At 59.3% G+C, this 25,121-nt stretch carries 30 protein-coding genes and 1 tRNA gene; 6 read left to right on the top strand and 25 right to left on the bottom strand.

Annotated features, from left to right (window positions below; all coding sequences use genetic code 11):
• Positions 1-15 precede the first annotated feature (15 nt).
• The 16 genes from JFT44_RS14365 to JFT44_RS14290 all read right to left on the bottom strand — a co-directional run bounded on the left by JFT44_RS14365 (position 16) and on the right by JFT44_RS14290 (position 11,700).
• Positions 16-408: a CesT family type III secretion system chaperone gene (locus JFT44_RS14365; RefSeq protein WP_057437726.1), complete on the bottom strand. Its 393-nt coding sequence runs from the start codon at positions 406-408 to the stop codon at positions 16-18.
• A gap of 1 nt (position 409) precedes the next feature.
• Positions 410-628, bottom strand: coding sequence for a hypothetical protein (locus tag JFT44_RS14360; protein ID WP_057958291.1), 219 nt, complete (start codon positions 626-628; stop codon positions 410-412).
• A 105-nt stretch (positions 629-733) separates the two neighbouring features.
• Positions 734-1,324, bottom strand: a complete 591-nt coding sequence (sctL, locus tag JFT44_RS14355; protein WP_057438025.1) for a type III secretion system stator protein SctL — start codon at positions 1,322-1,324, stop codon at positions 734-736.
• Positions 1,308-1,889 carry a hypothetical protein gene (locus tag JFT44_RS28670; RefSeq protein WP_057958292.1) on the bottom strand — a complete coding sequence of 194 codons (582 nt, stop codon included), beginning with the start codon at positions 1,887-1,889 and terminating at the stop codon, positions 1,308-1,310. Before JFT44_RS28670 ends, sctL begins: the two co-directional genes overlap by 17 nt.
• Complete coding sequence (sctJ, locus tag JFT44_RS14345) at positions 1,882-2,670, bottom strand: type III secretion system inner membrane ring lipoprotein SctJ (RefSeq protein WP_057958293.1); 789 nt, start codon at positions 2,668-2,670, stop codon at positions 1,882-1,884. The genes JFT44_RS28670 and sctJ overlap by 8 nt, the downstream gene beginning before the upstream one ends.
• Positions 2,671-2,676: 6 nt before the next feature.
• Entirely contained in the window at positions 2,677-3,051 is a 375-nt protein-coding gene (locus JFT44_RS14340) for a hypothetical protein (protein WP_057958294.1), read from the bottom strand.
• Positions 3,052-3,114: 63 nt separating this feature from the next.
• Positions 3,115-3,294: a hypothetical protein gene (locus JFT44_RS14335; RefSeq protein WP_081044173.1), complete on the bottom strand. Its 180-nt coding sequence runs from the start codon at positions 3,292-3,294 to the stop codon at positions 3,115-3,117.
• A 177-nt stretch (positions 3,295-3,471) separates the two neighbouring features.
• Positions 3,472-4,395: a sigma 54-interacting transcriptional regulator gene (locus JFT44_RS14330; RefSeq protein ID WP_057958295.1), complete on the bottom strand. Its 924-nt coding sequence runs from the start codon at positions 4,393-4,395 to the stop codon at positions 3,472-3,474.
• 396 nt (positions 4,396-4,791) lie between these two features.
• The gene (gene ychF / locus JFT44_RS14325) at positions 4,792-5,892 is read right to left on the bottom strand and encodes a redox-regulated ATPase YchF (protein WP_057437736.1); all 1,101 of its coding nucleotides are present in this window, start codon (positions 5,890-5,892) and stop codon (positions 4,792-4,794) included.
• A 22-nt stretch (positions 5,893-5,914) separates the two neighbouring features.
• The gene (gene pth / locus JFT44_RS14320; RefSeq protein ID WP_032857782.1) at positions 5,915-6,499 is read right to left on the bottom strand and encodes an aminoacyl-tRNA hydrolase; all 585 of its coding nucleotides are present in this window, start codon (positions 6,497-6,499) and stop codon (positions 5,915-5,917) included.
• 168 nt (positions 6,500-6,667) lie between these two features.
• A complete protein-coding gene (locus JFT44_RS14315) occupies positions 6,668-7,267 on the bottom strand; it encodes a 50S ribosomal protein L25/general stress protein Ctc (RefSeq protein ID WP_057958296.1) in 600 nt (199 codons plus the stop codon).
• A 138-nt stretch (positions 7,268-7,405) separates the two neighbouring features.
• Positions 7,406-8,347, bottom strand: a complete 942-nt coding sequence (locus tag JFT44_RS14310) for a ribose-phosphate pyrophosphokinase (protein ID WP_003171603.1) — start codon at positions 8,345-8,347, stop codon at positions 7,406-7,408.
• Between the two features lie 45 nt (positions 8,348-8,392).
• A tRNA-Gln gene (locus JFT44_RS14305) sits at positions 8,393-8,467 on the bottom strand.
• Between the two features lie 36 nt (positions 8,468-8,503).
• On the bottom strand, positions 8,504-9,352 hold the full coding sequence (ispE, locus tag JFT44_RS14300) for a 4-(cytidine 5'-diphospho)-2-C-methyl-D-erythritol kinase (protein WP_115127432.1): 849 nt from the start codon (positions 9,350-9,352) through the stop codon (positions 8,504-8,506).
• Position 9,353: 1 nt separating this feature from the next.
• Positions 9,354-9,971 (bottom strand): lipoprotein insertase outer membrane protein LolB, encoded by a 618-nt coding sequence (gene lolB, locus JFT44_RS14295; protein ID WP_057437742.1) that lies wholly within the window; start codon positions 9,969-9,971, stop codon positions 9,354-9,356.
• Between the two features lie 4 nt (positions 9,972-9,975).
• Positions 9,976-11,700: a tetratricopeptide repeat protein gene (locus JFT44_RS14290; protein ID WP_128593274.1), complete on the bottom strand. Its 1,725-nt coding sequence runs from the start codon at positions 11,698-11,700 to the stop codon at positions 9,976-9,978.
• Positions 11,701-11,882: 182 nt separating this feature from the next.
• On the opposite strand from JFT44_RS14290, the gene hemA reads away from it, so the two are divergent.
• The 6 genes from hemA to JFT44_RS14260 all read left to right on the top strand — a co-directional run bounded on the left by hemA (position 11,883) and on the right by JFT44_RS14260 (position 17,250).
• Positions 11,883-13,172 (top strand): glutamyl-tRNA reductase, encoded by a 1,290-nt coding sequence (hemA, locus tag JFT44_RS14285; protein ID WP_057958299.1) that lies wholly within the window; start codon positions 11,883-11,885, stop codon positions 13,170-13,172.
• Positions 13,169-14,251, top strand: coding sequence for a peptide chain release factor 1 (prfA, locus tag JFT44_RS14280; RefSeq protein WP_057437746.1), 1,083 nt, complete (start codon positions 13,169-13,171; stop codon positions 14,249-14,251). The genes hemA and prfA overlap by 4 nt, the downstream gene beginning before the upstream one ends.
• Positions 14,252-15,082 carry a peptide chain release factor N(5)-glutamine methyltransferase gene (gene prmC / locus JFT44_RS14275; RefSeq protein WP_198830823.1) on the top strand — a complete coding sequence of 277 codons (831 nt, stop codon included), beginning with the start codon at positions 14,252-14,254 and terminating at the stop codon, positions 15,080-15,082.
• The gene (locus JFT44_RS14270) at positions 15,076-15,831 is read left to right on the top strand and encodes a molybdopterin-synthase adenylyltransferase MoeB (protein WP_057958301.1); all 756 of its coding nucleotides are present in this window, start codon (positions 15,076-15,078) and stop codon (positions 15,829-15,831) included. Before prmC ends, JFT44_RS14270 begins: the two co-directional genes overlap by 7 nt.
• Positions 15,824-16,618 (top strand): glutamate racemase, encoded by a 795-nt coding sequence (murI, locus tag JFT44_RS14265; protein WP_057958302.1) that lies wholly within the window; start codon positions 15,824-15,826, stop codon positions 16,616-16,618. The genes JFT44_RS14270 and murI overlap by 8 nt, the downstream gene beginning before the upstream one ends.
• A gap of 113 nt (positions 16,619-16,731) precedes the next feature.
• Positions 16,732-17,250: an acyloxyacyl hydrolase gene (locus JFT44_RS14260; RefSeq protein ID WP_057958303.1), complete on the top strand. Its 519-nt coding sequence runs from the start codon at positions 16,732-16,734 to the stop codon at positions 17,248-17,250.
• Positions 17,251-17,411: 161 nt separating this feature from the next.
• Here JFT44_RS14260 and JFT44_RS14255 read toward each other — a convergent pair whose 3' ends face one another.
• From JFT44_RS14255 to JFT44_RS14215, 9 genes are read right to left on the bottom strand one after another with little or no spacing between them, the layout of a single operon-like run.
• Positions 17,412-17,717, bottom strand: coding sequence for a YkgJ family cysteine cluster protein (locus JFT44_RS14255; RefSeq protein ID WP_057958304.1), 306 nt, complete (start codon positions 17,715-17,717; stop codon positions 17,412-17,414).
• A gap of 54 nt (positions 17,718-17,771) precedes the next feature.
• On the bottom strand, positions 17,772-18,251 hold the full coding sequence (locus JFT44_RS14250; RefSeq protein WP_198830822.1) for a DUF2878 domain-containing protein: 480 nt from the start codon (positions 18,249-18,251) through the stop codon (positions 17,772-17,774).
• Positions 18,244-19,515, bottom strand: a complete 1,272-nt coding sequence (locus JFT44_RS14245) for a cyclopropane-fatty-acyl-phospholipid synthase family protein (RefSeq protein WP_057437758.1) — start codon at positions 19,513-19,515, stop codon at positions 18,244-18,246. The genes JFT44_RS14250 and JFT44_RS14245 overlap by 8 nt, the downstream gene beginning before the upstream one ends.
• Positions 19,502-20,305: a DUF1365 domain-containing protein gene (locus JFT44_RS14240; protein WP_057958306.1), complete on the bottom strand. Its 804-nt coding sequence runs from the start codon at positions 20,303-20,305 to the stop codon at positions 19,502-19,504. Before JFT44_RS14240 ends, JFT44_RS14245 begins: the two co-directional genes overlap by 14 nt.
• Entirely contained in the window at positions 20,302-21,549 is a 1,248-nt protein-coding gene (locus JFT44_RS14235) for an NAD(P)/FAD-dependent oxidoreductase (RefSeq protein WP_057958307.1), read from the bottom strand. The genes JFT44_RS14240 and JFT44_RS14235 overlap by 4 nt, the downstream gene beginning before the upstream one ends.
• The gene (locus JFT44_RS14230) at positions 21,546-22,328 is read right to left on the bottom strand and encodes an SDR family oxidoreductase (RefSeq protein WP_057958308.1); all 783 of its coding nucleotides are present in this window, start codon (positions 22,326-22,328) and stop codon (positions 21,546-21,548) included. The genes JFT44_RS14235 and JFT44_RS14230 overlap by 4 nt, the downstream gene beginning before the upstream one ends.
• Positions 22,325-22,747, bottom strand: coding sequence for a nuclear transport factor 2 family protein (locus JFT44_RS14225; RefSeq protein ID WP_057437765.1), 423 nt, complete (start codon positions 22,745-22,747; stop codon positions 22,325-22,327). Before JFT44_RS14225 ends, JFT44_RS14230 begins: the two co-directional genes overlap by 4 nt.
• Complete coding sequence (phrB, locus tag JFT44_RS14220; protein WP_057958309.1) at positions 22,740-24,185, bottom strand: deoxyribodipyrimidine photo-lyase; 1,446 nt, start codon at positions 24,183-24,185, stop codon at positions 22,740-22,742. The genes JFT44_RS14225 and phrB overlap by 8 nt, the downstream gene beginning before the upstream one ends.
• Complete coding sequence (locus JFT44_RS14215; protein ID WP_198830821.1) at positions 24,185-25,120, bottom strand: MerR family transcriptional regulator; 936 nt, start codon at positions 25,118-25,120, stop codon at positions 24,185-24,187. Before JFT44_RS14215 ends, phrB begins: the two co-directional genes overlap by 1 nt.
• Between the last annotated feature and the right edge of the window lies 1 nt (position 25,121).

Below are 25,121 nucleotides of genomic sequence, written 5' to 3'. Positions count from 1 at the left end.
GGGGGAACTCTCTGATTAGTACGGCAGCGAGCGTAGTGACAGGGGCTTGTGTTTCAGGTTTGGCTTTGCGAGACGCTTGATCATTGCGCGCCAGGTGTCGCGCTGGTTGAGCAGCGTTTCGAGTGTGTTGCACAACTGTTCTGGACTGCACCCACTGATCAATTGTTGACGCAGCCAGAGCGCACCACTTTCCGGTGATTGGGCCAGCGCTCCTTGGAAGTGGTTCAGGCTGGCGCGTCCCAATCGCATCCAGTTTTGCAGGGTGGATTTGTCGGGCCGTTCCTGAGTCAGTTGCACACTTAACAGCAGCACTGGGCCAGAGCGCCGTAAGACAATCTCATCGTTGCCCTCCATCAGGCTGATGTGTTCAGTTTGGTCGTTCATCCAGCGGGCAATCAGCGCATCCACCTTACTGCACGCCGTCAGCAACTATTTTGAGAATGGTATGGCTGGCGCGAACGGCCTCGTTGTAGGCGATCAACGAGTAACGCTCCTGTTTCATCAACTCAGCGAACAAATACTCATCGAAATCTGTGTTGGCAAAATCTTCGTTTATATCGGCTGCCTTGTTTATGCTGCTCTGCAGTTGTCTGAGCAGGTTCTTTTTCACGTCGTGGTGGAAATCCATATATTTTTCTCCTGATGTGTCTGAGCTATGTGGTTCCCCTCAAATTTCAGTTCCATTTGTTTCGGTGTTTATTGATACATCTGTTCGGCAACGCTCCCTGACCCGTCAGGCACCTGGTGTTTGCACGTCACGGACCAGTACTGTTTCGCACAGGCTGGCCCAGTTGATACAGAAGTCCCCTTCCTCCGTTTCCAATACCAGGGATTGAGGACGGACCCGGTCATCAGGACGTAGTGTCCAAAACGTGGCGTGCTGCCTGGAAAGACAGCGTTCTACCTCGGCACACTCAAGTGGGTGACAGAGGAGTGTTGCCTTGCCTGATGGAACTTGAGTCGCCAGTAATTGCTTGACCAAGGCGCTAAGGCGCTGTGCCACAGGTGCCTCTTCAAGCAGGCAGAGGATGGTCTGGTTGGCAATAGAGGTGGCATATTGCTCCAGGTTGTCGCACATAACGTGCTGTTGTTTTTCCCATTCCTTGAGTTGCGCATTGGCCCGCCGCCAGAACTCCAGTGTGAGCTTTTCAAGGGCTTTTTCCCGGTGTTCGGTTGCCTGGCGCAGCAGTTCCTTGGCTTGGACCTTGGCACGGCTCAACAATTGACTGGCCCTGCGGCAATCCGCCAGCATTTCCTGGGAAATCAGGGTTTGCGGTAATCCTGGAGCACCGGTGCGCAACTCGATTTTACGTATGTTCAACATCATCCGTTCTCTGCTCAGTTTGATAAGTGAAGGATTGCTCGCTTGGCATGGTGGTTGCTCGCCAGACTATGGCCTGCCACAGCGTGTCCAGGCGGTTTCGAGCGTCATTGAGTGCGGGTGTGTGCTCTTCAGGGGGGTGGGTCCGACGGCGCTCAAACCGCAATCGAAGGCGTTGCCAGATGGCTGGGGTTACCCAGGCACGTAGCAATTGCAGTGGGTCTTCTTTACCGGACAACAGCGTGTCTGGGCGTAGTGCCTTGGACAGGCGCTGACACCACTCGTATTGGTCTTGGCTCAACTGGCTATCGGTGGCGGGGCGACAAACGTTGTCCAGCAGCGCCAGCATGCTCTCGAGTTGCTCCTGGGGGGCCAGCGCCAAGCGAAGGATTGTGGAGTGGGGCGTGGGCGGCAGGCAGGGTTCGATACCCAGCCGGGTATTCACGAAAACGTGCCGTGGGTGGTACAGGGCGCTCTGTGCATGATATTCGTCGAAGTTGCCCCAGTCGCTGTGTGAAAACTTCCACGGGAAAGCCCACCATCGGGCCCACTCCAACTGCTCACTCATGGGCCGGGGTGGCCGTGGTGAGTGTCTCACGCCGCAGGCGTTGACCACGCCTATGCCAGAACAGGGCGCCAGCCGGTACAAGTACTATGACGGCGGCTATCAACGCGAGGGTGCTGCGCCAAAAAACAAGGTCATCGCCCGGTATCAGAAACGGGCCGAAATAGCTCAGGCGTTGCTGCTCCTGGTAAGCCGTTGCGGGTACGAATACCACGGTCAGTTTTTGTGAGTTATCGACGGCCGTGGCCATGCCGGGAATGCTACTGGCGACCATCCGCCGGACGCGTCCGTGGATACTGTCAGGCTCCAGTCGCGGATCGTGTTTGATAAAGACCGAAGCGGATGCAGGTTGCACGGGTTCTCCAGGTGCAACGCGTTCTGGCAACACTACGTGGACCCGGGCGACAATCACCCCATCGATATTTGACAAGGTCGCCTCCAACTCCTGGGACAAGGCGTAGATGTAGCGGGCACGTTCCTCCAGTGGGGTGGAGATGACGCCTTCCTTGCGAAAGGTATCGCCCATTGTGGCGCGGGCCATCTTGGGCAAACCGACGGCATCAAGTGTACGCACTGCACGACTGATATCGGCGCTGTTCACTCGTACAACCACACCATCTTTGGCGGGGATTTTCTGGGCGCGTATGTGTTTGTCTGCCAGTTCCGCAATCACCTCATTGGCTTCCTGCTCGGAAAGCTGGCGATGGAGTTCGACACTGTCATTACACCCCGTGAGCACTAATGTCAGAGATAAAACCAACCCGGTGACCAGGAGACGAATCATGTTTACCTACTGCAGGTTGCTGATTTTTTCGATGAGCTGGGCACCCTTTGAGAGGCCCTTGACCAGCATCTGTGTTCCCAGCACCGTAGTGGACAGTTGGGTGGAGTAGCCGAGCGAGAAGTTTTCTCTCGTGCCGTTCCCCATCGCTTTCAGGGCTCTGCCCATATAGTTTGACGATTTGAGCAACTGGTTGGACATGTCCGTGAGGGCGTTCGGTGTAACCGTTGGGGCTACGGCTATTGCAGCTTGGCCTGAGTGCTCCAGGCTTGAGATGAAAAAGTTCACATCCTCGCTTTGGAACACAGGAGATGTAGCCATTGTGGAGGTTTTCAGGCGCTTTTCATCGGTTGATGAAAACGCCTGTAGCGCTTCTGTACGCATATAAAATCCCGAAGCCAGACAGTGAGGCTGCGTCCCCTGCCAGGAGGCAGGGGACGCAGTGGGTTATCGCATTGCTTCAATATTTTTTTTCTGTTCACTCAGCTTGAAGGATTCGTTACCTTCCTTCAGGGATTCACGCTGGATGGCTCTACGTTGTGCTTTCAGGTCTGCGTTATCTCCGTCGCCAAAACCAAAATTTGAAGAGCCGCCACTATTACTATTACCAACGCCACTGACACCCATATTTGTTTACTCCATGATCATTAACGTAAAAGGTGGTTGCTGACAGTGTTTCAAATGCCCCTTGACGTTGGGCAGTCAAAGCCTGTAGCCATTATCTATGTGGTTGCAAATAGCATGTCGTTCCAAAGCCTGTGGGAGCAGCTGTATCGAAATATGTCCTTGTTGAGCAGTCTTCATTCACTCCAGCGATATTCCCAGTTGCTTCATTCGATGGTAGAGCGTGCGTTTGGCGATATTCAGTTCGGTCGCCACACTGTCCACGTTATAAACATGGCGGCGCAGGGATTCTTCAATCAGAAGTTTCTCTATTTGCTGCAAGCGTTCTTTTAAGTTCAAATTATTGTCTTCGGTGCTCATTAAAGGCACTGAAGTTGGAGGCAGTCCCAGCACGAAACGCTTGGCGGTTGAGCGCAACTCTCGGACGTTACCGCGCCATGGGTGACACAGCAATTGTTGAATGAGGGTGCTGGGCGGTTGTGGAACTGGGCACTTAAAGTACTCTGCCTCTTGCCGGATCATGTTAAAAAATAACGGAATAATCCGCTCGGGGCGTTCACGTAAGGGGGGGAGGGTGATGTTGACGACATTCAGGCGAAAGTACAGGTCTCGTCTGAACGCACCTTGTTCCACCATGTCGTGCAGCGAATGTTGGGCTGAAGCTATGATGCGTATGTCCAGCGGGATAAACCGCGTAGAGCCCAGCCGCTCGACACCCCGAGCCTCCAGCACACGCAGCAACTTCGCTTGCAAAGTGAGTGGCATGCTATCGATTTCATCCAGGTATAAAGTGCCCAGATGGGCGGCTTCAATAAATCCTGCACGTGATTGTATGGCCCCGGTATAGGCGCCACTGTTGACTCCGAACAGTTGGCTTTCTGCAAGGCTTTCCGGTATCGCTGCGCAATTGATGGCAACAAAGTTACCTTTTCGATGAGATAAACGGTGCACACGTTGCGCCAGTGTATCTTTACCAGTGCCTGTTTCGCCCAACAGCAATATATCGATGTTCTGCGTGGCGGTATTGTGGATTGTGCTTTCGATATCCGGGCACTCGGTTAGCGATGTGTCAGTCTCGAACTCGTACTGATAGGAGGTCGACATATTGCTGTTGCTCCAATAATGTGTCGCTTCACTATTGTGGGACTAAAGTTTGTTATATGTTGGTAAGTAGATAGTAAAATTTCTGGATTGTCATCGTGGTTAAAAATGGGAAATGGCGGCTTTGTTGTGCGAGAGGCTTGGCGGCCTGGGGTTTTATATAAGTCAAGTGTCTGGTTGTGTGGATATGCTTATTCTCGGCAGGAATAGTCTACAAGTAGCTGTGAGTTTTCTGTTGAGAAGATTTTTTGTCTGCGGAGTGGGATATTTGTATTTGAATCTTTTGATTTATAAGGTAAGTGATTGTTTCGTTGTGATGGGTAACAGAAATCATCGCCCACAAAAAAGCCGATGCAGAGCATCGGCTTTTTGTTCTACCGCTTGGATCGTACAGCCAGCTTACACGTTGAAGCGGAAGTGCATCACATCGCCATCCTTGACGACATATTCCTTGCCTTCCAGGCGCCATTTACCGGCTTCCTTGGCCCCGGCTTCACCCTTGAACTGGATAAAGTCGTTGTAGGCGATCACTTCCGCGCGGATAAAGCCTTTTTCGAAGTCGGTGTGGATCACACCGGCAGCCTGTGGCGCGGTGGCGCCGACCTTGACGGTCCAGGCACGTACTTCTTCGACGCCGGCGGTGAAGTAGGTCTGCAGGTGCAGCATTTCGTAGCCCGCACGGATCACGCGGTTCAGGCCAGGCTCTTCCAGGCCCAGGGCCTCGAGGAACATGTCTTTCTCTTCGCCGTCTTCAAGTTCGGCGATTTCCGCTTCGATCTTGTTGCAGACCGGTACAACCATTGCGCCTTCTTCTTCGGCAATGGCCAGGACCACGTCGAGCAGCGGGTTGTTCTCGAAACCGTCTTCAGCCACGTTGGCGATGTACATCACAGGCTTGGTGGTCAGCAGGTGGAAGCCCTTGATCACGGCCTTTTCGTCGACGCTCATGTTCTTCATCAGGCTGCGTGCCGGCTTGCCCAGGGTGAAGTGTGCGATCAACTGCTCCAGCAGGGCCTTCTGGACCACTGCGTCCTTGTCGCCGCCTTTGGCGTTGCGCGTGACCTTTTGCAGTTGCTTCTCGCAGCTGTCGAGGTCGGCGAAGATCAGTTCCAGGTCGATGATCTCGATGTCGCGTTTCGGGTCGACGCTGTTGGAGACGTGAATCACGTTCTCGTCTTCAAAGCAGCGGACCACGTGGGCGATGGCATCGGTCTCACGGATGTTGGCGAGGAACTTGTTGCCCAGGCCTTCACCTTTCGACGCGCCAGCCACCAGGCCGGCGATGTCGACGAACTCCATGGTGGTCGGCAGGATGCGCTTGGGATTGACGATGGCCGCCAGGGCCTCCAGGCGCGGATCGGGCATTGGCACGATACCGGTGTTGGGTTCGATGGTGCAGAAGGGGAAGTTCTCCGCCGCAATACCGGACTTGGTCAGGGCGTTGAACAGGGTGGACTTGCCGACGTTAGGTAAGCCGACGATGCCGCAATTGAATCCCATGGTGTTTCCCCTCGCAAAAAAGTCAGGCCTTCTGGCTGTGCAGGTTTTTCATCGCACGGTTCCATTCACCGGCGAAGATATCCGGCAGCACGCCGAGGGCAAAGTCGATGCTGGCATCGAGTTTTTCCTGTTCGGCGCGTGGCGCACGACCCAGGACGAAATTTGAAACCATACTGGCAACGCCTGGGTGGCCAATGCCGAGCCGCAGGCGGTAAAACGTATTCTGATTGCCCAACTGCGCAATGATGTCGCGCAGGCCATTATGACCGCCGTGGCCGCCGCCTTGCTTGAGCTTGGCAACGCCGGGTGGCAGGTCCAGTTCGTCATGGGCCACCAGGATTTCTTCGGGTTTGATCCGGAAGAAGCCCGCAAGCGCCGCGACAGCCTGGCCGCTGCGGTTCATGTAGGTGGTGGGAATCAGCAGACGAACATCCTGACCCTGATGCGAGAAGCGTCCGGTCAGGCCAAAATATTTGCGATCGGCCACCAGGTTGATGCCTTGGGCGTGGGCGATGCGCTCAACAAAAAGGGCCCCCGCGTTGTGCCGGGTCTGTTCGTATTCGGCGCCTGGATTTCCCAGGCCAACGATCAGTTTAATGGCAGTCACGACAGGGGCCCTTCCTTTGGAGTTGTGGATAACATCGCCGCAACCTCATTGCGGCGAAAGTGGACGACAGGAGCTCACTTATCCAGAGATAAACTTCGCGTTATCGCCCGCTTTCTCGCTACGTTTCGGTCCGCGATGTTTCCTCAAGCTCCGGCATTACAGAGTGAATTACTCTGCAGCGCCTTCTTCAGCTTCTGGAGCAACACGTGGAGCGTGGACGTTGGCAACAGCCTTGTCATCACCGTGAGCCAGAGCAACGAACTCAACGCCTTTAGGGGCCTTGAGGTCGGACAGGTGAACGATGTCACCGATTTCCAGAGCCGACAGGTCGACTTCGATGAACTCAGGCAGGTCTTTAGGCAGGCAGGTCACTTCGATCTCGGCGATAAGGTGCGAGACTTCGCCGCCTTTCTTGACCGGAGCTTCTTCACCAGCAAAGTGCACAGGTACGATAGCGGTCAGTTTCTGACCTGCTACGACGCGTACGAAGTCAGCGTGCAGCACGTGACCTTTAGCTGGGTGACGTTGCAGGGCCTTGATGATGACGTTCTGCTTTTTGCCGCCAACGTTCAGCTCGATGATGTGGCTGTAGGCCGCATCGTTTTCGAGCAGTTTGGCAATTTCTTTAGCCAGCATGCTGATGGACTCAGGGGCTTTTTCGCCACCGTAGACTACAGCTGGAACCAGGCTTGCGAGACGACGCAGGCGGCGGCTCGCACCTTTCCCCAGGTCGGAACGCAGTTCAGCATTCAAAGTAAAATCGTTCATGTTGTATCTCCAAAATAACCACATTCGCCCCAGCGTTTGCGACCAGCGCTAAAGGCGATATGGGCAAAAAAGCCCCGCCCCAGCATTGTGCTGGGGCGGGGCGCTTTTCGTCAGGTTGATGCCGCCAGGGTTTGACCCTTAGCGGAACATCGCGCTGATCGATTCTTCATTGCTGATACGGCGAACCGCCTCAGCAACAACCGGTGCGATATCCAGTTGACGGATACGTGCACAGGCTTGAGCAGCAGCGGACAACGGGATGGTGTTAGTCACCACCAGTTCGTCCAGCACAGAGTTCTCGATGTTCTCGATCGCTCGGCCCGACAGCACAGGGTGTGTGCAGTAGGCGAAGACTTTAGCCGCACCGTGCTCTTTCAAGGCTTTTGCCGCGTGGCACAAGGTGCCGGCGGTATCAACCATGTCATCGACCAGAATACAGGTACGCCCTTCGACATCACCGATGATATGCATCACTTCAGAGTGATTGGCTTTCTCGCGGCGTTTGTCGATGATCCCGAGGTCCACGCCCAGGGATTTGGCAACAGCCCGTGCACGCACGACGCCACCAATGTCCGGGGACACGATCATCAGGTTTTCAAAGCGCTGGTCTTCGATGTCATCCACCAGAACGGGGGAGCCGTAGATGTTATCTACCGGAATATCGAAGAACCCCTGGATTTGGTCAGCGTGCAGGTCAACCGTGAGAACACGGTCGATACCTACCACGGTCAGCATGTCAGCGACGACTTTCGCGCTGATAGCCACACGTGCGGAACGCGGACGGCGATCCTGACGGGCATAACCAAAGTAAGGGATTACAGCTGTGATTCGAGTCGCTGAGGAGCGGCGGAAGGCATCAGCCATCACGACGAGTTCCATCAGGTTATCGTTGGTCGGAGCGCAAGTCGGCTGAATAATGAAAACATCTTTACCGCGGACATTTTCATTGATCTCGGCTGTAATTTCGCCGTCGGAAAACTTACCGACAGAGATGTCACCGAGAGGGATATGCAGCTGACGTACGACACGTCGAGCCAGATCGGGGTTAGCGTTCCCCGTAAAGACCATCATCTTGGACACGCGCAGTACCTAGAGGCTGAGGGTAACCTGGATGAGTATAGAAAATGGCAGGGGCGGCTGGATTCGAACCAACGCATGGCAGGATCAAAACCTGCTGCCTTACCGCTTGGCGACGCCCCTGTATCTGTTGCAACGAGTACCCAGTACTCGGTTCCTTTAGAGCAGACTTTGCAGCTTGCGATGCAACATCGAAACGTTGCTTCCCTTTGCTACAAACCCTGTAAGGGTCTCTGTAAGAAGGGCCGAGACTTTATCAGCTTCAGCTTTGCTTGGGAAGCCCCCAAACACACAACTTCCAGTTCCGGTGAGTTTTGCTTCGGTAAATTTACCTAACAAATTCAATGCGTTACGTACATCTGGATAACGCCTTGCTACCACCGGTAAGCAGTCATTTCGACTGTTTCCCTTGGGAACGGGGCGCACTTTAATGGGAGAAGAGTTACGTGTCAACAACGGATCTGAAAAAATTTCTGCTGTACTTACAGATACTTGCGGAACAAGCACGACATACCACGGCTCTTCGGGGTCTACAGGGGTGAGTTTTTCCCCTACACCCTCAGCAAATGCGGCGTGTCCACGCACAAAAACCGGGACGTCGGCGCCCAGGGTCAGGCCCAGTGCGGCCAGGCGATCTTCATCCCAGCCAAGCTGCCACAAGTGATTGAGGCCGAGCAGGGTGGTCGCGGCATTCGAGCTGCCACCACCGATACCGCCACCCATGGGCAGGATTTTGTCGATCCAGATATCAATGCCCAGCGGGCAACCGGATTGTTCCTGAAGTTTTTTTGCGGCCTTCACGATCAGATTGCTGTCATGGGGCACGTCGGCAAATTCGGTGTGCAGCTGAATCACGCCATCGTCGCGCACGGCGAAGGTCATCTCATCGCCATAATCGAGAAACTGAAACAGCGTCTGCAACTCGTGGTAGCCGTCTTCACGACGCCCGAGGATGTGCAGCATCAGATTGAGCTTGGCCGGGGAGGGCAGGGTCAGGCGTTCGCTCATGTCACTGCCCCAGCTTGCGTGGTTGCCAGTCCTTGATCACCAGCGTGACGTCAAGGTTGGAGCCGTGCAGCTTGATGCGTTCGGGCAGCCAGTAGCCGCTTTGTTCCACATAGCTGAGGTATTCGACCCGCCAGCCATCCTGCTCCAGGGTGGCCAGGCGGCTGTCGCCATTGAGGCTCAGACGGCTCTTGCTCTCGGGCGCGGGCAGGCCGCGAACCCACCAGACCAGATGGGAGACCGGCAGCTTCCAGCCGACCTGCTCTTCAAGCAAGGCTTCCGGCGATGGCGCTTCGTAGCGGCCCTGGTTGGCCACTTCCAGGCTCACTTGCCCCGGTCGGCCGGTCAGGCGCGCAGCACCGCGACCCAGGGGGCCAGAAAGGCGGATGTCGTAATAGTCCTGGCGTTGCAGCCAGAACAAGGTGCCGCTGCCCGAATCCTTCGGTGCGCGAACCCCGATCTTGCCCTCGATCTGCCAGCCATCAATGCTGCTGAGCTGATCCTTATGCTGCCGCCACTGTGCCGGGTTGCCCTGGCCTTCGACGGACTCACGGGCACCGAAGCCCGCACAACCGGCGAGCAGGGCGATAAAACTGAAAACGATGGCGTGGCGCAAAAACATAGAATTAAAGAGTCTCGGATCCGGTCAGGCGCTTGATGGTGCTGCGCAGGATAGGGCTGTCGGGTTGTTCCTTGAGGAACTTGCCCCAGATTTGTCGGGCTTCGCGTTGTTTGCCCTGGGCCCAGAGCACTTCGCCCAGGTGCGCGGCGACTTCCTGGTCGGGGAATCGCTCCAGGGCCTGGCGCAGCAGGCGTTCGGCTTCATCGAGGTTGCCCAGGCGGTAATTCACCCAGCCCAGGCTGTCGAGCACTGCCGGGTCTTCCGGGTTGAGCTGGTGCGCCTGTTCGATCAGAGCCTTGGCCTCGGCATAGCGCGTCGTACGGTCTGACAAGGTGTAACCCAGGGCGTTCAGTGCCATGGCATTGTCCGGGTCGCGCTTGATGATCAGGCGCAGGTCTTTTTCCATCTGCGCCAGGTCGTTGCGTTTTTCGGCCAGCATGGCGCGGGTGTACAGCAGGTTCAGGTCGTCGGGGTATTGCAGCAGGGCCTGGGCGAGGATTTTCCAGGCGCGCTCCCCCTGATTGTTGGCCGACAAGGTTTCGGCCTGGATCAGATACAGCTGGATGGCGTAGTCCGGCTCGGCATCGCGGGCGGCGGCCAGGCGTTTTTCGGCTTCGTCGGTGCGGCCGTTATTCATCAGGATATCGGCCTGGCGCAGTTGTGCCGGCAGATAGTCATTGCCGGGGCCGACCTGGGCGTACTCGATCAGCGCGCCTTGCGGGTCATCCCGTTCTTCGGCGATGCGCCCCAGGTTCAGGTGGGCCGAATCGACATGGCTTTCCCGCGCGATCAGGTCTTCCAGGTAGCCCTTGGCCTCTTCCCAGGCCTTGGCTTCCAGGCAGACCAGCGCCAGGGAATAACGCAATTCGTCATCGTCCGGGTATTGCTGGACCAGGCTGGCGAACTCCACCTTGGCGCCTTCCATGCGGTCCTGTTCTACCAGCATGCGCGCATAAGTCAGGCGCAGACGCTTGTCGTCCGGATACTTCTTGATGCTTTTTTGCAGCAGCGGCAAGGCTTCCTTACCGCGGTTGAGGCTTTGCAGCAGGCGCGCGCGCAGCAGCAGCGGGGCGATCTCACCTTCTTCCGGCGGGTTTTGCTCCAGCAGCTTGAGGGCCGCTTGCGGTTCGTCATCCTGTTGCAGCAGCAGCGCCTTGCCAAATACCAGTTGGCCATTGCTCGGGTGCTTTTGCAGCAGGCGGTCGAAACTCTTCATCAGACCATCGCGGGTGTCCTGGTCGGTGTCGGCAGCAGACAGGGCGAGGAAGTCGAAATGGGTATCGCCCTTGCCCTGCAAGACTTTCTCCATATAGACCATGGAGTCGTCGTAGCGCCCGGCACGCGCCAACTGGATTGCCGCAGCGCGTTGGGCTTCGAGGTCGTCCGGGGCGTTTTTCGCCCAGATCAGTGCGGTGTCCAGGGCGGCCTGGTCGGCGCCCAGGTATTCGGCGATGCGAAACGCGCGCTCGGAAATCCCCGGGTCCTGGGTGTTGATGGCCTGGGTCACGTAGTTATCCAGGGCAATGTCGAAACGATTGCGCTGGCCGGCCAGCTCCGCGCTCAGCAGGCTGAACACCGTTTCTTCGCTGAACGAGGAATAAACCTTGGGCTTTTCAGGGGCGGGGGTGTTGTCTTCCACCGGCGCAGGACTCTGCGGCGATACGGGGGCCATGGACTGGCAGCCGCCTAGGAAGGCAAGGGCAAGGAGCAACGCGGAAGATCTATTCATATAGGAAGAGGACGACTAACCTGCGGTCGGATCATCATGACACAAGCCCTCGGCCAAACATAACCGAGTCTCAATTGGCGCCTTTATAGGCATAGGGCATTAGGACAATAGACGACGGTGGTTGTTCTGAATCAGTCGAAGTAGGACAATTGTCGGCTTCTCGACATCATCAGCGATATTGAATGGCCTTCCTTGCTCTGGGTATCAACCACAAGACTGCTTCTGTAGACGTCCGCGAGCGCGTGGCGTTTACCCCGGAGCAGTTGGTTGAGGCTTTGCAGCAGCTGTGCCGGCTCACCGACAGCCGCGAAGCTGCGATCCTTTCCACCTGCAACCGCAGCGAGCTCTATATAGAGCAGGAACATCTTTCGTCGGATGGGGTGCTGCGCTGGCTGGCTGATTACCACCATTTGAGCCTGGATGACCTGCGCGCCAGCGCTTATGTGCATGAAGATGATGCGGCAGTTCGTCACATGATGCGTGTGGCGTCCGGGCTCGATTCGCTGGTGTTGGGCGAACCGCAGATCCTCGGCCAGATGAAATCGGCCTACGCCGTAGCCCGCGAAGCCGGGACCGTGGGGCCGTTGTTGGGGCGTTTGTTCCAGGCCACTTTCAACTCGGCCAAACAGGTGCGCACTGATACGGCCATCGGTGAAAACCCGGTCTCCGTGGCGTTTGCCGCCGTCAGCCTGGCCAAGCAGATTTTCAGCGACCTGCAACGCAGCCAGGCCCTGCTGATCGGCGCGGGCGAGACCATCACCCTGGTCGCCAGGCACCTGCATGACCTGGGCGTGAAGCGCATCGTGGTGGCCAACCGGACCCTGGAGCGCGCCAGCATCCTGGCCGAAGAGTTCGGCGCCCACGCCGTGTTGCTGGCCGATATTCCGGCCGAACTGGTGCGCAGCGATATCGTCATCAGTTCCACCGCCAGCCAGTTGCCGATCCTCGGCAAGGGCGCAGTGGAAAGCGCCCTGAAACTGCGCAAGCACAAACCGATTTTCATGGTGGATATCGCCGTTCCCCGGGATATCGAGCCGGAAGTCGGCGAGTTGGACGACGTTTACCTCTATAGCGTCGACGATCTGCACGAAGTGGTCGCCGAAAACCTCAAGAGCCGCCAGGGCGCTGCCCAGGCGGCCGAGGAAATGGTCGCGATCGGCGCCGATGACTTTATGGTGCGCCTGCGCGAGCTGGCCGCCGTGGATGTGCTCAAGGCCTATCGCCAACAGGGCGAGCGCTTGCGTGACGAAGAATTGATCAAGGCCCAGCGCCTGCTGGCCAATGGCGGCAACGCTGAAGACATTTTGATGCAATTGGCCCGTGGCCTTACCAACAAGCTGTTGCATGCTCCCAGCGTACAGCTTAAAAAACTGACAGCCGAAGGCCGCCTCGATGCGCTGGCCATGGCCCAGGAACTCTTTGCCCTCGGAGAGGGCGCGTCAGACAGCTCTTCGGATAAAAAACCGCAATGAAAGCGTCACTGCTCAATAAACTGGACGTGCTCCAGGACCGTTTCGAAGAACTGACTGCCTTGCTCGGCGATGGCGAGGTTATTTCCGATCAGACCAAGTTCCGTGCCTATTCCAAGGAATACGCCGAAGTTGAGCCGATTGTCACCACCTATTCGCAACTGCTCAAAGTGCAGGCCGACCTCGAAGGTGCCCAGGCACTGCTCAAGGACAGCGACCCGGACATGCGTGAAATGGCCGTGGAAGAAGTCCGCGAAGCCAAAGATAAGCTCATCGAGTTGGAGGGCGACCTGCAACGCATGTTGCTGCCCAAAGACCCCAACGACGGGCGCAACGTATTCCTGGAAATCCGCGCCGGTACTGGCGGTGACGAGGCGGCGATCTTCTCCGGCGACCTGTTCCGCATGTATTCGCGCTATGCCGAGCGGCGCGGCTGGCGCGTGGAAATCCTCTCGGAGAACGAAGGGGAGCACGGCGGCTACAAGGAAATCATTGCCCGGGTCGAAGGCGAGAACGTCTACGGCAAGCTGAAATTCGAGTCCGGCGTGCACCGCGTACAGCGTGTGCCCGCCACCGAATCCCAGGGCCGTATCCATACCTCGGCCTGCACCGTGGCGGTATTGCCCGAGCCGGACGAGCAGGAAGCCATTGAAATCAACCCGGCAGACTTGCGGGTCGACACTTACCGCTCGTCGGGCGCCGGTGGCCAGCACGTCAACAAGACCGACTCGGCGATCCGCATCACCCACTTGCCGTCCGGCATTGTGGTGGAGTGCCAGGAAGAACGCTCCCAGCACAAGAACCGTGCGCGGGCCATGTCCTGGTTGTCGGCCAAGCTCAACGACCAGCAGACCAGCGCCGCCGCCAACGCCATTGCCAGTGAGCGCAAGTTGCTGGTGGGCTCGGGTGACCGTTCCGAACGCATTCGCACCTATAACTACGCCCAGGGCCGGGTTACCGACCATCGGGTCAACCTGACCCTGTATTCCCTGGACGAGATCCTTGCCGGTGGCGTGGACGCAGTGATCGAGCCGTTGCTCGCCGAATACCAGGCGGACCAACTGGCCGCGATAGGTGAATAAATGACCATTATTGCCAGCTTGCTGCGCGCCGCCGACCTGCCGGACTCGCCTACCGCGCGCCTGGATGTGGAGTTGTTGCTGGCCGCTGCCTTGGGCAAGTCCCGCAGTTACCTACACACCTGGCCGGAAAAAATCGTCAGCAGCGAAGACGCGCTGCGCTTTGCCGACTACCTGCAACGTCGCCGCAGCGGCGAGCCGGTGGCCTATATCCTCGGCCAGCAAGGTTTCTGGAGGCTTGACCTGGAAGTCGCGCCGCACACCCTGATCCCGCGCCCGGACACCGAACTGCTGGTGGAAGCGGCCCTGGAGTTGTTGCCCGCGACCCCGGCCAATGTCCTCGACCTGGGCACTGGCAGCGGCGCCATCGCCCTGGCCCTGGCCAGCGAGCGCCCGGCCTGGCGCGTGACGGCGGTGGATCGCGTGCTGGAAGCCGTGGCCCTGGCCGAGCGCAATCGCCAGCGCCTGCACCTGGATAACGTCACGGTGCTCAATAGTCACTGGTTCAGCGCCCTCAAAGATCACACCTATCACCTGATCATCAGCAACCCGCCCTATATTGCCGACAGCGATCCGCACCTGGCGGCGGGCGATGTGCGTTTCGAGCCGGCCAGCGCATTGGTGGCCGGCCACGACGGCCTGGACGACCTGCGCCTGATCATCGCCCAGGCGCCGCAGCACCTGGAGGCCGGTGGCTGGTTGTTGCTCGAGCATGGTTACGACCAGGCTCCGGCCGTGCGCGACCTGCTGCTGGCGCAAGGTTTCGAAGAGGTCCACAGCCGTATCGACCTCGGCGGCCATGAGCGCATCAGCCTGGGACGCCGGCCGTGCTGACCGATCAGGAGCTGTTGCGCTACAGCCGGCAGATCCTGTTGCAACAGGTCGATATCGACGGCCAGTTACGCCTGAAAAACAGCCGCGTGCTGATTGTCGGCCTTGGCGGCCTGGGCGCTCCGGTGGCCTTGTACCTGGCAGCGGCTGGCGTCGGTGAGCTGCATCTGGCGGACTTTGACACCGTCGACCTGACCAACCTGCAACGCCAGATCATCCACGACACCGACAGCATCGGCCTGAGCAAGGTCGATTCCGCCATCGGCCGCTTGAGCGCGATCAACCCCGAGATCCGACTGATTGCCCACCGCACGGCGCTGGACGCTGATTCGTTGGCCGCCGCCGTGGCCAATGTGGACCTGGTGCTCGACTGCTGTGACAACTTCGCCACCCGCGAAGCGGTGAACGCGGCGTGCGTGGCAGCTGGCAAGCCCCTGGTCAGCGGCGCGGCGATTCGCCTCGAAGGCCAGCTCTCGGTGTTTGATCCGCGGCGCCCGGAAAGCCCGTGCTACCACTGCTTATATGGGCACGGCAGCGATACCGAGCTGACCTGCAGCGAAGCCGGCGTCGTCGGCCCGCTGGTGGGGTTGGTCGGCAGCCTGCAAGCCCTGGAAGCCCTGAAGCTGCTGGCTGGCTTTGGCACACCGCTGGTTGGGCGCCTGCTGTTGATCGACGCCCTGGGCACACGTTTTCGCGAACTGCGGGTCAAGCGCGATCCCGGTTGCAGCGTCTGCGGCAGCCAGCATGGTTAAGGATGCACCGATTGGTGTGTTCGACTCCGGCGTTGGCGGCCTGTCGGTGCTGGACGAAATTCATCGTTTATTGCCCCATGAGTCGCTGCTGTACGTGGCGGATTGCGGGCATATCCCCTACGGCGAGAAAACCCCGGCGTTCATTCGCGAACGTTCGCGGGTGGTCGCGGAGTTTTTCCGCGAGCAGGGCGCCAAGGCCTTTGTGATCGCCTGCAACACGGCAACCGTAGCCGCGGTTGCGGACTTGCGTATTGATTATCCGGATTGGCCCCTGGTGGGCATGGAGCCGGCAGTCAAACCAGCCGCCGCCGCGACCCGCAGCGGGGTGATCGGGGTGCTCGCCACCACGGGCACCCTGCAAAGCGCCAAGTTCGCCGCGTTACTGGACCGCTTTGCCAGCGATGTGCGGGTGGTCACCCAACCCTGTCCGGGGCTGGTGGAGTTGATCGAGGCCGGCGACCTGGGCAGCCCGGCGCTGCGCCAGTTGTTGCAGGGGTACGTCACGCCGCTGGTCGAGGCCGGGTGCGACACCATCATCCTCGGTTGCACTCATTATCCTTTCCTCAAGCCATTGCTGGCGACGATGCTGCCACCGACGGTCATCCTGATCGACACCGGGGCGGCCGTGGCGCGTCAGTTGCAGCGTCTGCTGGGCGAGCGCCAACTGCTGGCCGAGGGCAATCCTCGGGCTGCGCAGTTCTGGACCAGCGGTGATCCGCAGCATCTAAGAAATATCCTACCCACACTGTGGAAGTTCAGCGGCGTTGTGCGAAGCTTCGGCCTGTGAAAAATTCGTGAAATAGCGGGTTTTTTAGCTGAACTTCTGCGTAGTCCGTGATTTCTATAGCTCTTGATTAGCGGTACACAACCATACAACTTCGTTTGGAAAGGATGTTTCTTATGAAGCGCTTGTTCTATTTGGCTGCGATTGCAGCCGCTGTGTTGGGACACTCGGTTTCGGCCCAGGCTGCCGGCCTGGAGTTTGCGGTAGGGCATACCAGCGATTCGACCATGACTTATCGTCTGGGCCTGCAATCGGACTGGGACAAGAGCTGGTGGCAGAGCGATGTGGGGCGCCTGACCGGCTACTGGAGCGGCGCTTATACCTTCTGGGACGGTGATGAGCGGGCGAGTGTCAGCAGCCTGTCGTTTTCGCCGGTGTTTGTGTACGAATTCGCCGGCGAGTCGGTGAAACCCTATATCGAAGCGGGGATCGGCGTGGCGCTGTTCTCACGCACCCGGATCGAGGACAACAACATCGGCGGGGCCTTCCAGTTCGAAGACCGCCTGGGCTTCGGCTTGCGTTTTGCCGGCGGGCATCAGGTGGGGATCCGTGCCACGCACTATTCCAACGCAGGCATCAGTAGTCACAACGATGGTATCGAGAGCTATTCGTTGAACTACACCCTGCCGCTCTGATATTCCCGGCACAGCAGAGCCCATGTGGAAGCCGGGCTTGTGTGGGAGTCGGGCTTGCCCGCGATGCAGATGGCTCGGTGCTTCAGACAAACCGAAGTGATGCTATCGCAGGCAAGCCCACATAAGCCCGCTCCCCCATTTGAGCTCGGCAGTTTTCACGGTCAGCGGTAGACCGTCGCAATCCCCTGGCGCTCTTCAAGGCACTCCGGCGCGCCCATCTCGAACTCCCGGCAAATCAGCGGTCGCTTCTCATAGATGGTGCACATCATCGTGTCGCGATCCAGCGCCGCGCACCAGCCGTCGTCCAGGCGCAGCATGACTTCGCCGCCCCAATCGTCCGTGTCGATAAAGCGATCAGGCACGCCAGTGTCAGTGATCAACATGACTTCCAGTTGGCAGCAGCAAGCTGCACACGTGGAGCACGTCACGGCGGGTTCGGCGATTTGAATGTGGGGAATGGTGGTCATAGGCGCGCAGTGTAAGGCAAGCCGGTCGGGCGCGTGTGAAAGCTCTGACGGACGTCAGCGCGCGAGCCGGTGCAGGCCAGGAAATACCACAGCCCACAGCAGTGCGATGGCCGCCAGGGTCGGGGCCGTGGCAAACCCGAAGCTCACGCCTGCCAACTGGCTACCGGCGTAGTACGACAGCGGCCCGCCCACTGCTCCCAGCAGGCTTGCGCGCCACCAGGGCCGGGCGCTCCAGGCCAGGCAGTGGCGCAAGGTAGTCGCCAGCAGCGCCCACAGCAAGATTAACCACAGAGGAATCAACGGGCCTGGATCACTGAATTCAAATACACCGGCCGTGCGCAACAGTGTGTCGAGCAGGGTGCCCGGCACGGTCACGCTCAAGATCAACCGCCCTTCAACGGCCCACGAAGTTATCCACAGCAGGTGGATTGCCAGCACGCCCAGCCCGAGCAATAACCACAGGCTGTCGCCACCCATCACACAGGCAAACCAGCCGCACTGGAACAGCGCGGCATTGGCCAGGTTTTTAAGCATTGAAGCGCCCGAGCAGTGGTTGTGTCACCGCGCCAGGTTTGGCCAGGAGCAATTGCGCGGTGCCGATGGTGCGTTCCATAAAACCACCTTCGCAGTAGCACAGATAGAACTCCCACAACCGCAGGAAGTATTCGTCGTAGCCCAGTTCCGTGAGGCGGCCATGGGCACGGCGAAAATTCTCATGCCACAAGCGCAGGGTTCGCGCGTAATGCAGGCCGAAGTCTTCCATGTGCAGCAGGTTCATATCGGTGTCGCGACTGACGATCTGCAACATCTTCTGTACACAGGGCAGGGCGCCACCGGGGAAAATGTAGCGCTGGATAAAGTCGACGCTGCTCTTGGCCTGTTCATAGCGCTGTTCGCGGATGGTGATGGCCTGCAGCAGCATCAGCCCGTCGCTCTTGAGCAAGTGCGCGCATTGCTTGAAGTAGGTGGGCAGGAAACGATGGCCCACGGCCTCGATCATTTCAATGGACACCAGTTTGTCGTACTGCCCGCTCAAGTCGCGGTAGTCCTGCAACAGCAATGTCACCTGATTCTGCAAACCCAGGGCCTGGATGCGCTGTTCGGTGTAGGCAAACTGCTCTTTGGACAAGGTGGTCGTGGTGACCCGGCAGCCATACTGCTGCGCCGCGTACAGGGCCATGCTGCCCCAGCCGGTGCCGATTTCCAGCAGGTGGTCCGAAGGCTTGAGCGCGAGTTTCTGGCAGATGCGTTCGAGCTTGTTGAGCTGCGCCTGTTCCAGGGTGTCGTCGGCGGTGAGGAACTGCGCCGCCGAATACATCATGGTCGGGTCGAGAAACTCCTGGAACAGGTCGTTGCCCAGGTCGTAGTGAGCAGCGATGTTCTTTTGCGAGCCCTTGCGGGTATTGCGGTTGAGCCAGTGCAGGCCCTGGGTGAATGGGCGGGCCAACTTGGCCAAGCCGCCTTCCAGGGCATCCAGTACTTCAAGGTTGCTGACCATCACCCGCACCACCGCGGTCAGGTCCGGGCTGCTCCAGTAACCATGAATAAACGCCTCGCCGGCGCCGATGGAACCGTTGGCGGCTACCAGGCCCCACACCGCCGGGTCGAGGATCTGGATTTCCCCCAGCAAGTGCGCCTCCCGTGCGCCGAACACCTGGCGCTCACCGTCCTCGACCACCACCAGTTGGCCGTGACGCAGGTTGCCGAGTTGACGCAGCACGGCCTTGCGCAACAACGCGCCGGTCAGGCCATTGACGTTCAGGCGATTGGATTTGACCGATAAGCTAGGGGATTTCATGGCGGCGATCCTTGGGATACCCAGTTGCACAGGCGCCATCGGCGGCCTGATGGGGGAAAATCGGTGTGCGTTTAAGCAGCAAGCGCAGGGCTTGCCAGTAAATTGCCAGGCCGGTCTTGGCGGTCATCCACGGGAAGCGCCACAAGTAGCGATGCAGGCTGGCGCGGTCCAGGGCTTCGCGTTGCAGGCTCAAGGTGGCGTCGAACACCTTGGTCTCGCCCTGCCAGTCGGCCATATGCACCCCCAGGCGCTGGCCGGGTGGGCTGAAGCTCATGCGGTATTCCAGGTCCCGGGGCAAGAACGGCGACACATGAAACGCCTTGGCCACCGCGAAATGCTGGTGCTCGCCGCCCGCCAGGGCGCGGGCCGGCAGCACGTAGTGATAGCGTTCGCGCCATGGGGTGTTGGTCACTTCACAGACAATCGCCGCCAGTTGCCCATCAGCCTCGAAGCAGTAAAAGAAACTCACCGGGTTGAACGCCAGGCCCCAACTGCGGACCTGGGTCAGCAGGCAGACAGTGCCCTGTGGGGTATGCCCCAACGCCGTACTGACCACCTGGCGCACGGCATCAGTCAAACAGGTGCCGTCGCGGGTCAATTCAGGCAGGTAGTCCTGCTGGCGCAATGAAAACGGCGCGAAGCGGCCACGGCCGGCGAACGGCGACAGCCCCAGCACCTGCTCCTGTTCGCTGAGGTCCAGGTACAGCAGGCCGATGCGATAGCGAAACGCATGCCCCTTGGCGGTAAATCGCCGATGGGCGATCCAGCCACTGTAGAGGGCGCTGTTCACAGGGTTTCCCCGAAGGCCTGGGCCACGCGCAGGGCACTGACCACGCCGTCTTCATGAAAGCCGTTGGCCCAGTAGGCCCCACAATAATAGGTGTGCTGGGCGCCATGCAGTTCTTCCCAGCGCGCTTGCGCCGCCACCGCCGCCAGGCTGTATTGGGGATGGGCATAGGTGTAGCGGGCAAGGATTTTCAGCGGGTTGATAATTGCTGTCTGATTGAGGCTCACGCAAAAGGTGGTGGGGCTGTCGATGCCTTGCAGGATGTTCATGGCGTAGGTGACGGCCGCTGGCTTGTGCATACTGGCGTCCAGTCGATAGTTCCAGCTGGCCCAGGCCAGTGGGCGATCGGGCAGCAAGCGGGTGTCGGTGTGCAGGGCCACGTCGTTGTCGGCGTAGGTTATCGCCCCAAGAATCTGCTGCTCAGCCTGGCTCGGGTCGTTCAGCAGGGCCAGGGCCTGGTCGCTGTGGCAGGCGAAGACGACCTTGTCAAAAATTTCACGGCCATCGGCACTGTGGATGACCACACCTTCCGGTGTGCGCTCGACTTTTTGCACCGGGCAGTTGAGGCGGATCTGTTGGCGAAACGAATCGGTCAGGGGCTCGATATAACGGCTGGAACCGCCCTCGATCACACACCACTGCGGCCGATTGTTCACCGACAGCAGGCCGTGGTTCTTGAAGAAGCGCACGAAGAACTGCAGCGGAAACCCCAGCATGTCCGCCAGGGGCATCGACCAGATCGCCGCGCCCATGGGCACGATGTAGTGCCGGATAAAGCGCGGGCCGTAGTTGCCCGCCTGCAGGTATTCGCCCAGGGTCGTCTGTGCGCTGATGCGTTGCTCCTGCAAATCCAGCGGCGCCTGGCGATTGAAGCGCAGGATATCGCGCAACATCCCCCAGAAGCCGGGGGACAGGATATTGCTGCGCTGGGCGAACAGGCTGTTGAGGTTATTGCCGTTGTACTCGAGGTTTTCCTCTGGGGCACAGACCGAGAAGCTCATTTCGGTCGGTTTGAACGGCACGCCGATCTGCCTCAGCAAACGGATGAAGTTGGGGTAGGTCCAGTCGTTGAACACAATAAAGCCGGTGTCCACCGCGTAATGTCTGTCATCGACGGTCACGTCTACCGTATGGGTATGGCCGCCAATCCGGTCGGCGGCTTCGAACAGGGTGATGTCGTGGCGGCGACTGAGCAGGTAGGCACTGGTCAGCCCGGAAATCCCACTGCCGATAATGGCGATCTTCACAGGTCGTCCTTTTGTGGCGGTGGGCTGCGCAGCATGCGCTTGCCGATGATCAGTTGCGCGCGGTTCGGCAGTTTCGACAGCGGCCAGAGGGTGGCAATAAACAGTGCCGGGAAGGCGATTTCCAGTGGGCGTTTTTCCAGTTTGCCGAAAATATGCCGCGCCGCCTTGTCGGCCGGCCAGCTCAAGGGCATCGGGAAGTCGTTGCGTTCGGTCAACGGCGTATCGACGAAGCCGGGGCTGACCACCGTGACATCAATGCCTTCGGGAGACAGGTCGATGCGCAGCGATTCAAACAAATAGCGTAGGCCCGCCTTGGACGCACCGTAGGCTTCTGCGCGGGGCATCGGCAGGTAGGTGACGGCACTGGCGACGCCCACCAGATGCGGGGTTGACCCGGCGCGCAGCAGCGGCAATGCGGCTTCGATGCAATAACTGCTGGCCAGCAGGTTGGTGCGCACCACGTGTTCGATAATCGACGCGTCGAACTGCTTGGCATCCACATATTCGCAGGTACCGGCATTCAGGATCACGGTGTCCAGGGCACCCCAGGTTTGCATGATGTGCTCGCCGATTTCCCGGACCACCTGGCTGTTGGTCAAGTCACCGGGGACCACCAGCACTTGCCCGGGGTAACGTTGCGCAAGTTGCTCCAGCGGCGCCTTGGTGCGCGCACTCAGCGCGACCTGCGCCCCACTGCCGAGCAACTCTTCGGCCAGGGCCGCACCGATACCACTGCTTGCCCCGGTCAGCCAATAACGGCGTGGCGATGTCAGGCTCATGCCATTCTCCCTTTCAACCAACGGATCAACCGGCCGAGTACCGGCAGGTGTTCGTAAAGCAGCGCTCCGGCATCAAAGTAATCGCGGTGCCGGTAAACCTTGTCGTGCCATAACAGGTGAGAGCAGCCTTGCACCTGAATCTGTTGGCCGCCCGCCAACCGCGGGTGGCAAAAGCTCATGGTCCAGCGCAGGTAACCTTCGCCTTCGGCCACGTGGTCGAAACCGTGGAAGTCAAAATGCAATGGGTCGACGTTGCTGTAAAGCTCGGCAAAGTACGCCTTCAGCGCGCTGATGCCGTGGACCTGGTGCAGTGGATCGGTAAACGCTATGTCCTGGCTGTACAGGCTGTCGAGCCGGTGCAGGTTGTGTTTGTCCAGGGTGGCGAAGGACTCGGCGAACTGGCGCAGGAAATCACTCATACACACCCCCTGCCGCCTGGCGTGAGGGCAGGGCACGAAAGGCCGCCAGCGCCCGCTCGCGGGAAGACTTCAGATCGACGATGGGCCGTGGGTAGTCGGCCACGCCAAACAGCCCGCCGACAGCGTCGGGGTTGTGCACTTCCTTTTTGTTCAATCCCGCCAGTTGTGGCAGCCACTGCTTGATAAAACGCCCTTCGCCATCGAATTTCTCGGACTGGCTCAACGGGCTGAAAATGCGGAAGTACGGTGCCGAGTCGGTGCCGGTGGACGAACTCCATTGCCAGCCGCCGTTATTGGCCGCCAGATCACCGTCGATCAAGTGGCGCATAAAAAAGCGCTCGCCTTCGCGCCAGTCGATCAGCAGGTTCTTGGTCAGAAACATCGCCACCACCATGCGCAGGCGGTTATGCATCCAGCCGGTTTCCAAGAGCTGGCGCATCGCGGCATCAATGATCGGCAGGCCGGTGCGTGCCTCTTGCCAGGCGGCCAGATCAGCGGGAGCGTGGCGCCAGGCCACAGCTTCGGTTTCCGGGCGAAAGGCACGATGGCGCGACACCCGTGGGTAACCCACCAGGATATGTTTGTAGAACTCGCGCCACAGCAATTCGTTGATCCAGGTGATTGCGCCGATGTCGCCGCTTTCGAATTCACCCTGGTTACTTTGCAGCGCCGCATGCAGGCACTGGCGTGGCGAAATCACGCCGGCGGCGAGGTACGCAGACAGTTGGCTGGTGCCGGGCTTGGCCGGGAAGTCGCGTTCATCCTTGTAATAGCTGATTTGTGCGTCGGCAAACTGGGCAAGGCGTCGCTGCGCCTCGTCTTCACCGGCCGGCCAAAGGGCGCGCAGGGTGTCGCTGGGCGGGGCAAATCCCTTGACCTGCTCGGGAACTGCATCACTGGCGAACGGCAGCGCGGCCTGCGCCTTGGGCGTCGCCACCCGGCGCGGCAGGGCACTGTGCAGGCGGTTGTAACAGACCTTACGAAACTGGCTGAACACCTGGAAGTAAGTGCCGGTCTTGGTCAATACGCTGCCAGGCTGGAACAGCAGTTGGTCCAGATAGCTGTGAAACCCTACCCCGTGTGCTTCCAGAGCCTGGGCCACGGCGGCATCGCGCCGGCTTTCGTGGATCCCGTATTCTTCGTTGGTGTGCACGCTCTCGACTGACAGGGCCTGGCACACCTGCACCAGTACCTGTGGCACCTGGTCCCAAGTGTCGGCATGGCGGATCAGCAGGGGAATATTCAGCTCTCCCAGGGCCAGGCTCAGGGCCTTGAGGTTGCGCAGCCAGAAGTCCACCTTGCACGGCGCATCGTCATGGGCCAGCCACTGATCGGCGGTAATCAGGTACACCGCCGCTGTCGGGCCGCGCTGGCAGGCGGCAGCGAGGGCGGTGTTGTCATGCAGGCGCAGGTCGCTGCGCAGCCAGATCAGATGCATTAGAGAAGCCCACGCTGGATCAGGAGCTGATGGGCCGACAAGGGGTCTTCGGCCAGCACCAATTGAGGGGTGTCCTGAGTTAATACGGATAACTCGGCTTGATGGATGCACACCGTTGGTCCGGCAATCAGGATCGGGCAGTGGGTGCCGCTCAGCAGTTTCGGCAAGGTCGCTAAATGGAGGGCCTTGCTCGAGTACAGCAGCACGGCGCGCGGTTGCAGGTGCTCGACGGCCAGGGCCAGTTCGCCGGTAGGCAACGGCCAGTCGAAAACTTCCACCGGGCAATCGGCGCTGCTGGCCAGCCAGGCGCTCAGCCACAGGTGCGGTTCGAGCGGCAGGTCGGAATGGTTGATCAGCAACAATGGCGGGCCGTTGAGCTGGCGGTTGTTGTGATACATCCGTGCGCCGAACTTGCTGCGCAGCCAGGAATGGAAAAACACCCGCTCCATCTGCGCGCCGAACTGGCCTTGCCAGCGCTGCTCCAGCTCCTTGAACAGTGGCAACAGCAGTTGCTCGCACAGGGTACGCGGTGGGTAAAGGGCCATGGCCTGGTTGAACACGTCGTCGACCCGGCGCTCGGCCAGTTGACCGATGGCCTGGATCAAGGTCTGGCGCAGGTTCTGCCATTCGTTTTCGACGCTGTCGTCCACCGGCTGGGCGTTGTCGATCAACTGCTTGACCTGGCTTACCGGTACGCCTCGGTTGAGCCACGTCAGGATAGTCTGGATGCGCTGCACATGGTCGGCGTTGAACAGCCGATGGCCCTTGGGCGTACGCTGCGGCACGATCAGGCCGTAACGCCGTTCCCAGGCGCGCAGGGTCACCGCGTTGACCCCGGTCTGGCGGGCCACTTCGCGAATCGGCAGCCAGCCTTGTTCCAGGGCCAGGGCCACATCTTCGACGGGTTGGGCAGGGGGTTGCGGGGAAACATTCATG

It is taken from the genome of Pseudomonas sp. MF5691 (assembly GCF_016405645.1).
GTDB classification, from domain to species: domain Bacteria; phylum Pseudomonadota; class Gammaproteobacteria; order Pseudomonadales; family Pseudomonadaceae; genus Aquipseudomonas; species Aquipseudomonas shahriarae.
The sequence above is the reverse complement of the archived record's forward strand: the minus strand, read 5'-3'. Positions and strand labels throughout refer to the sequence as shown.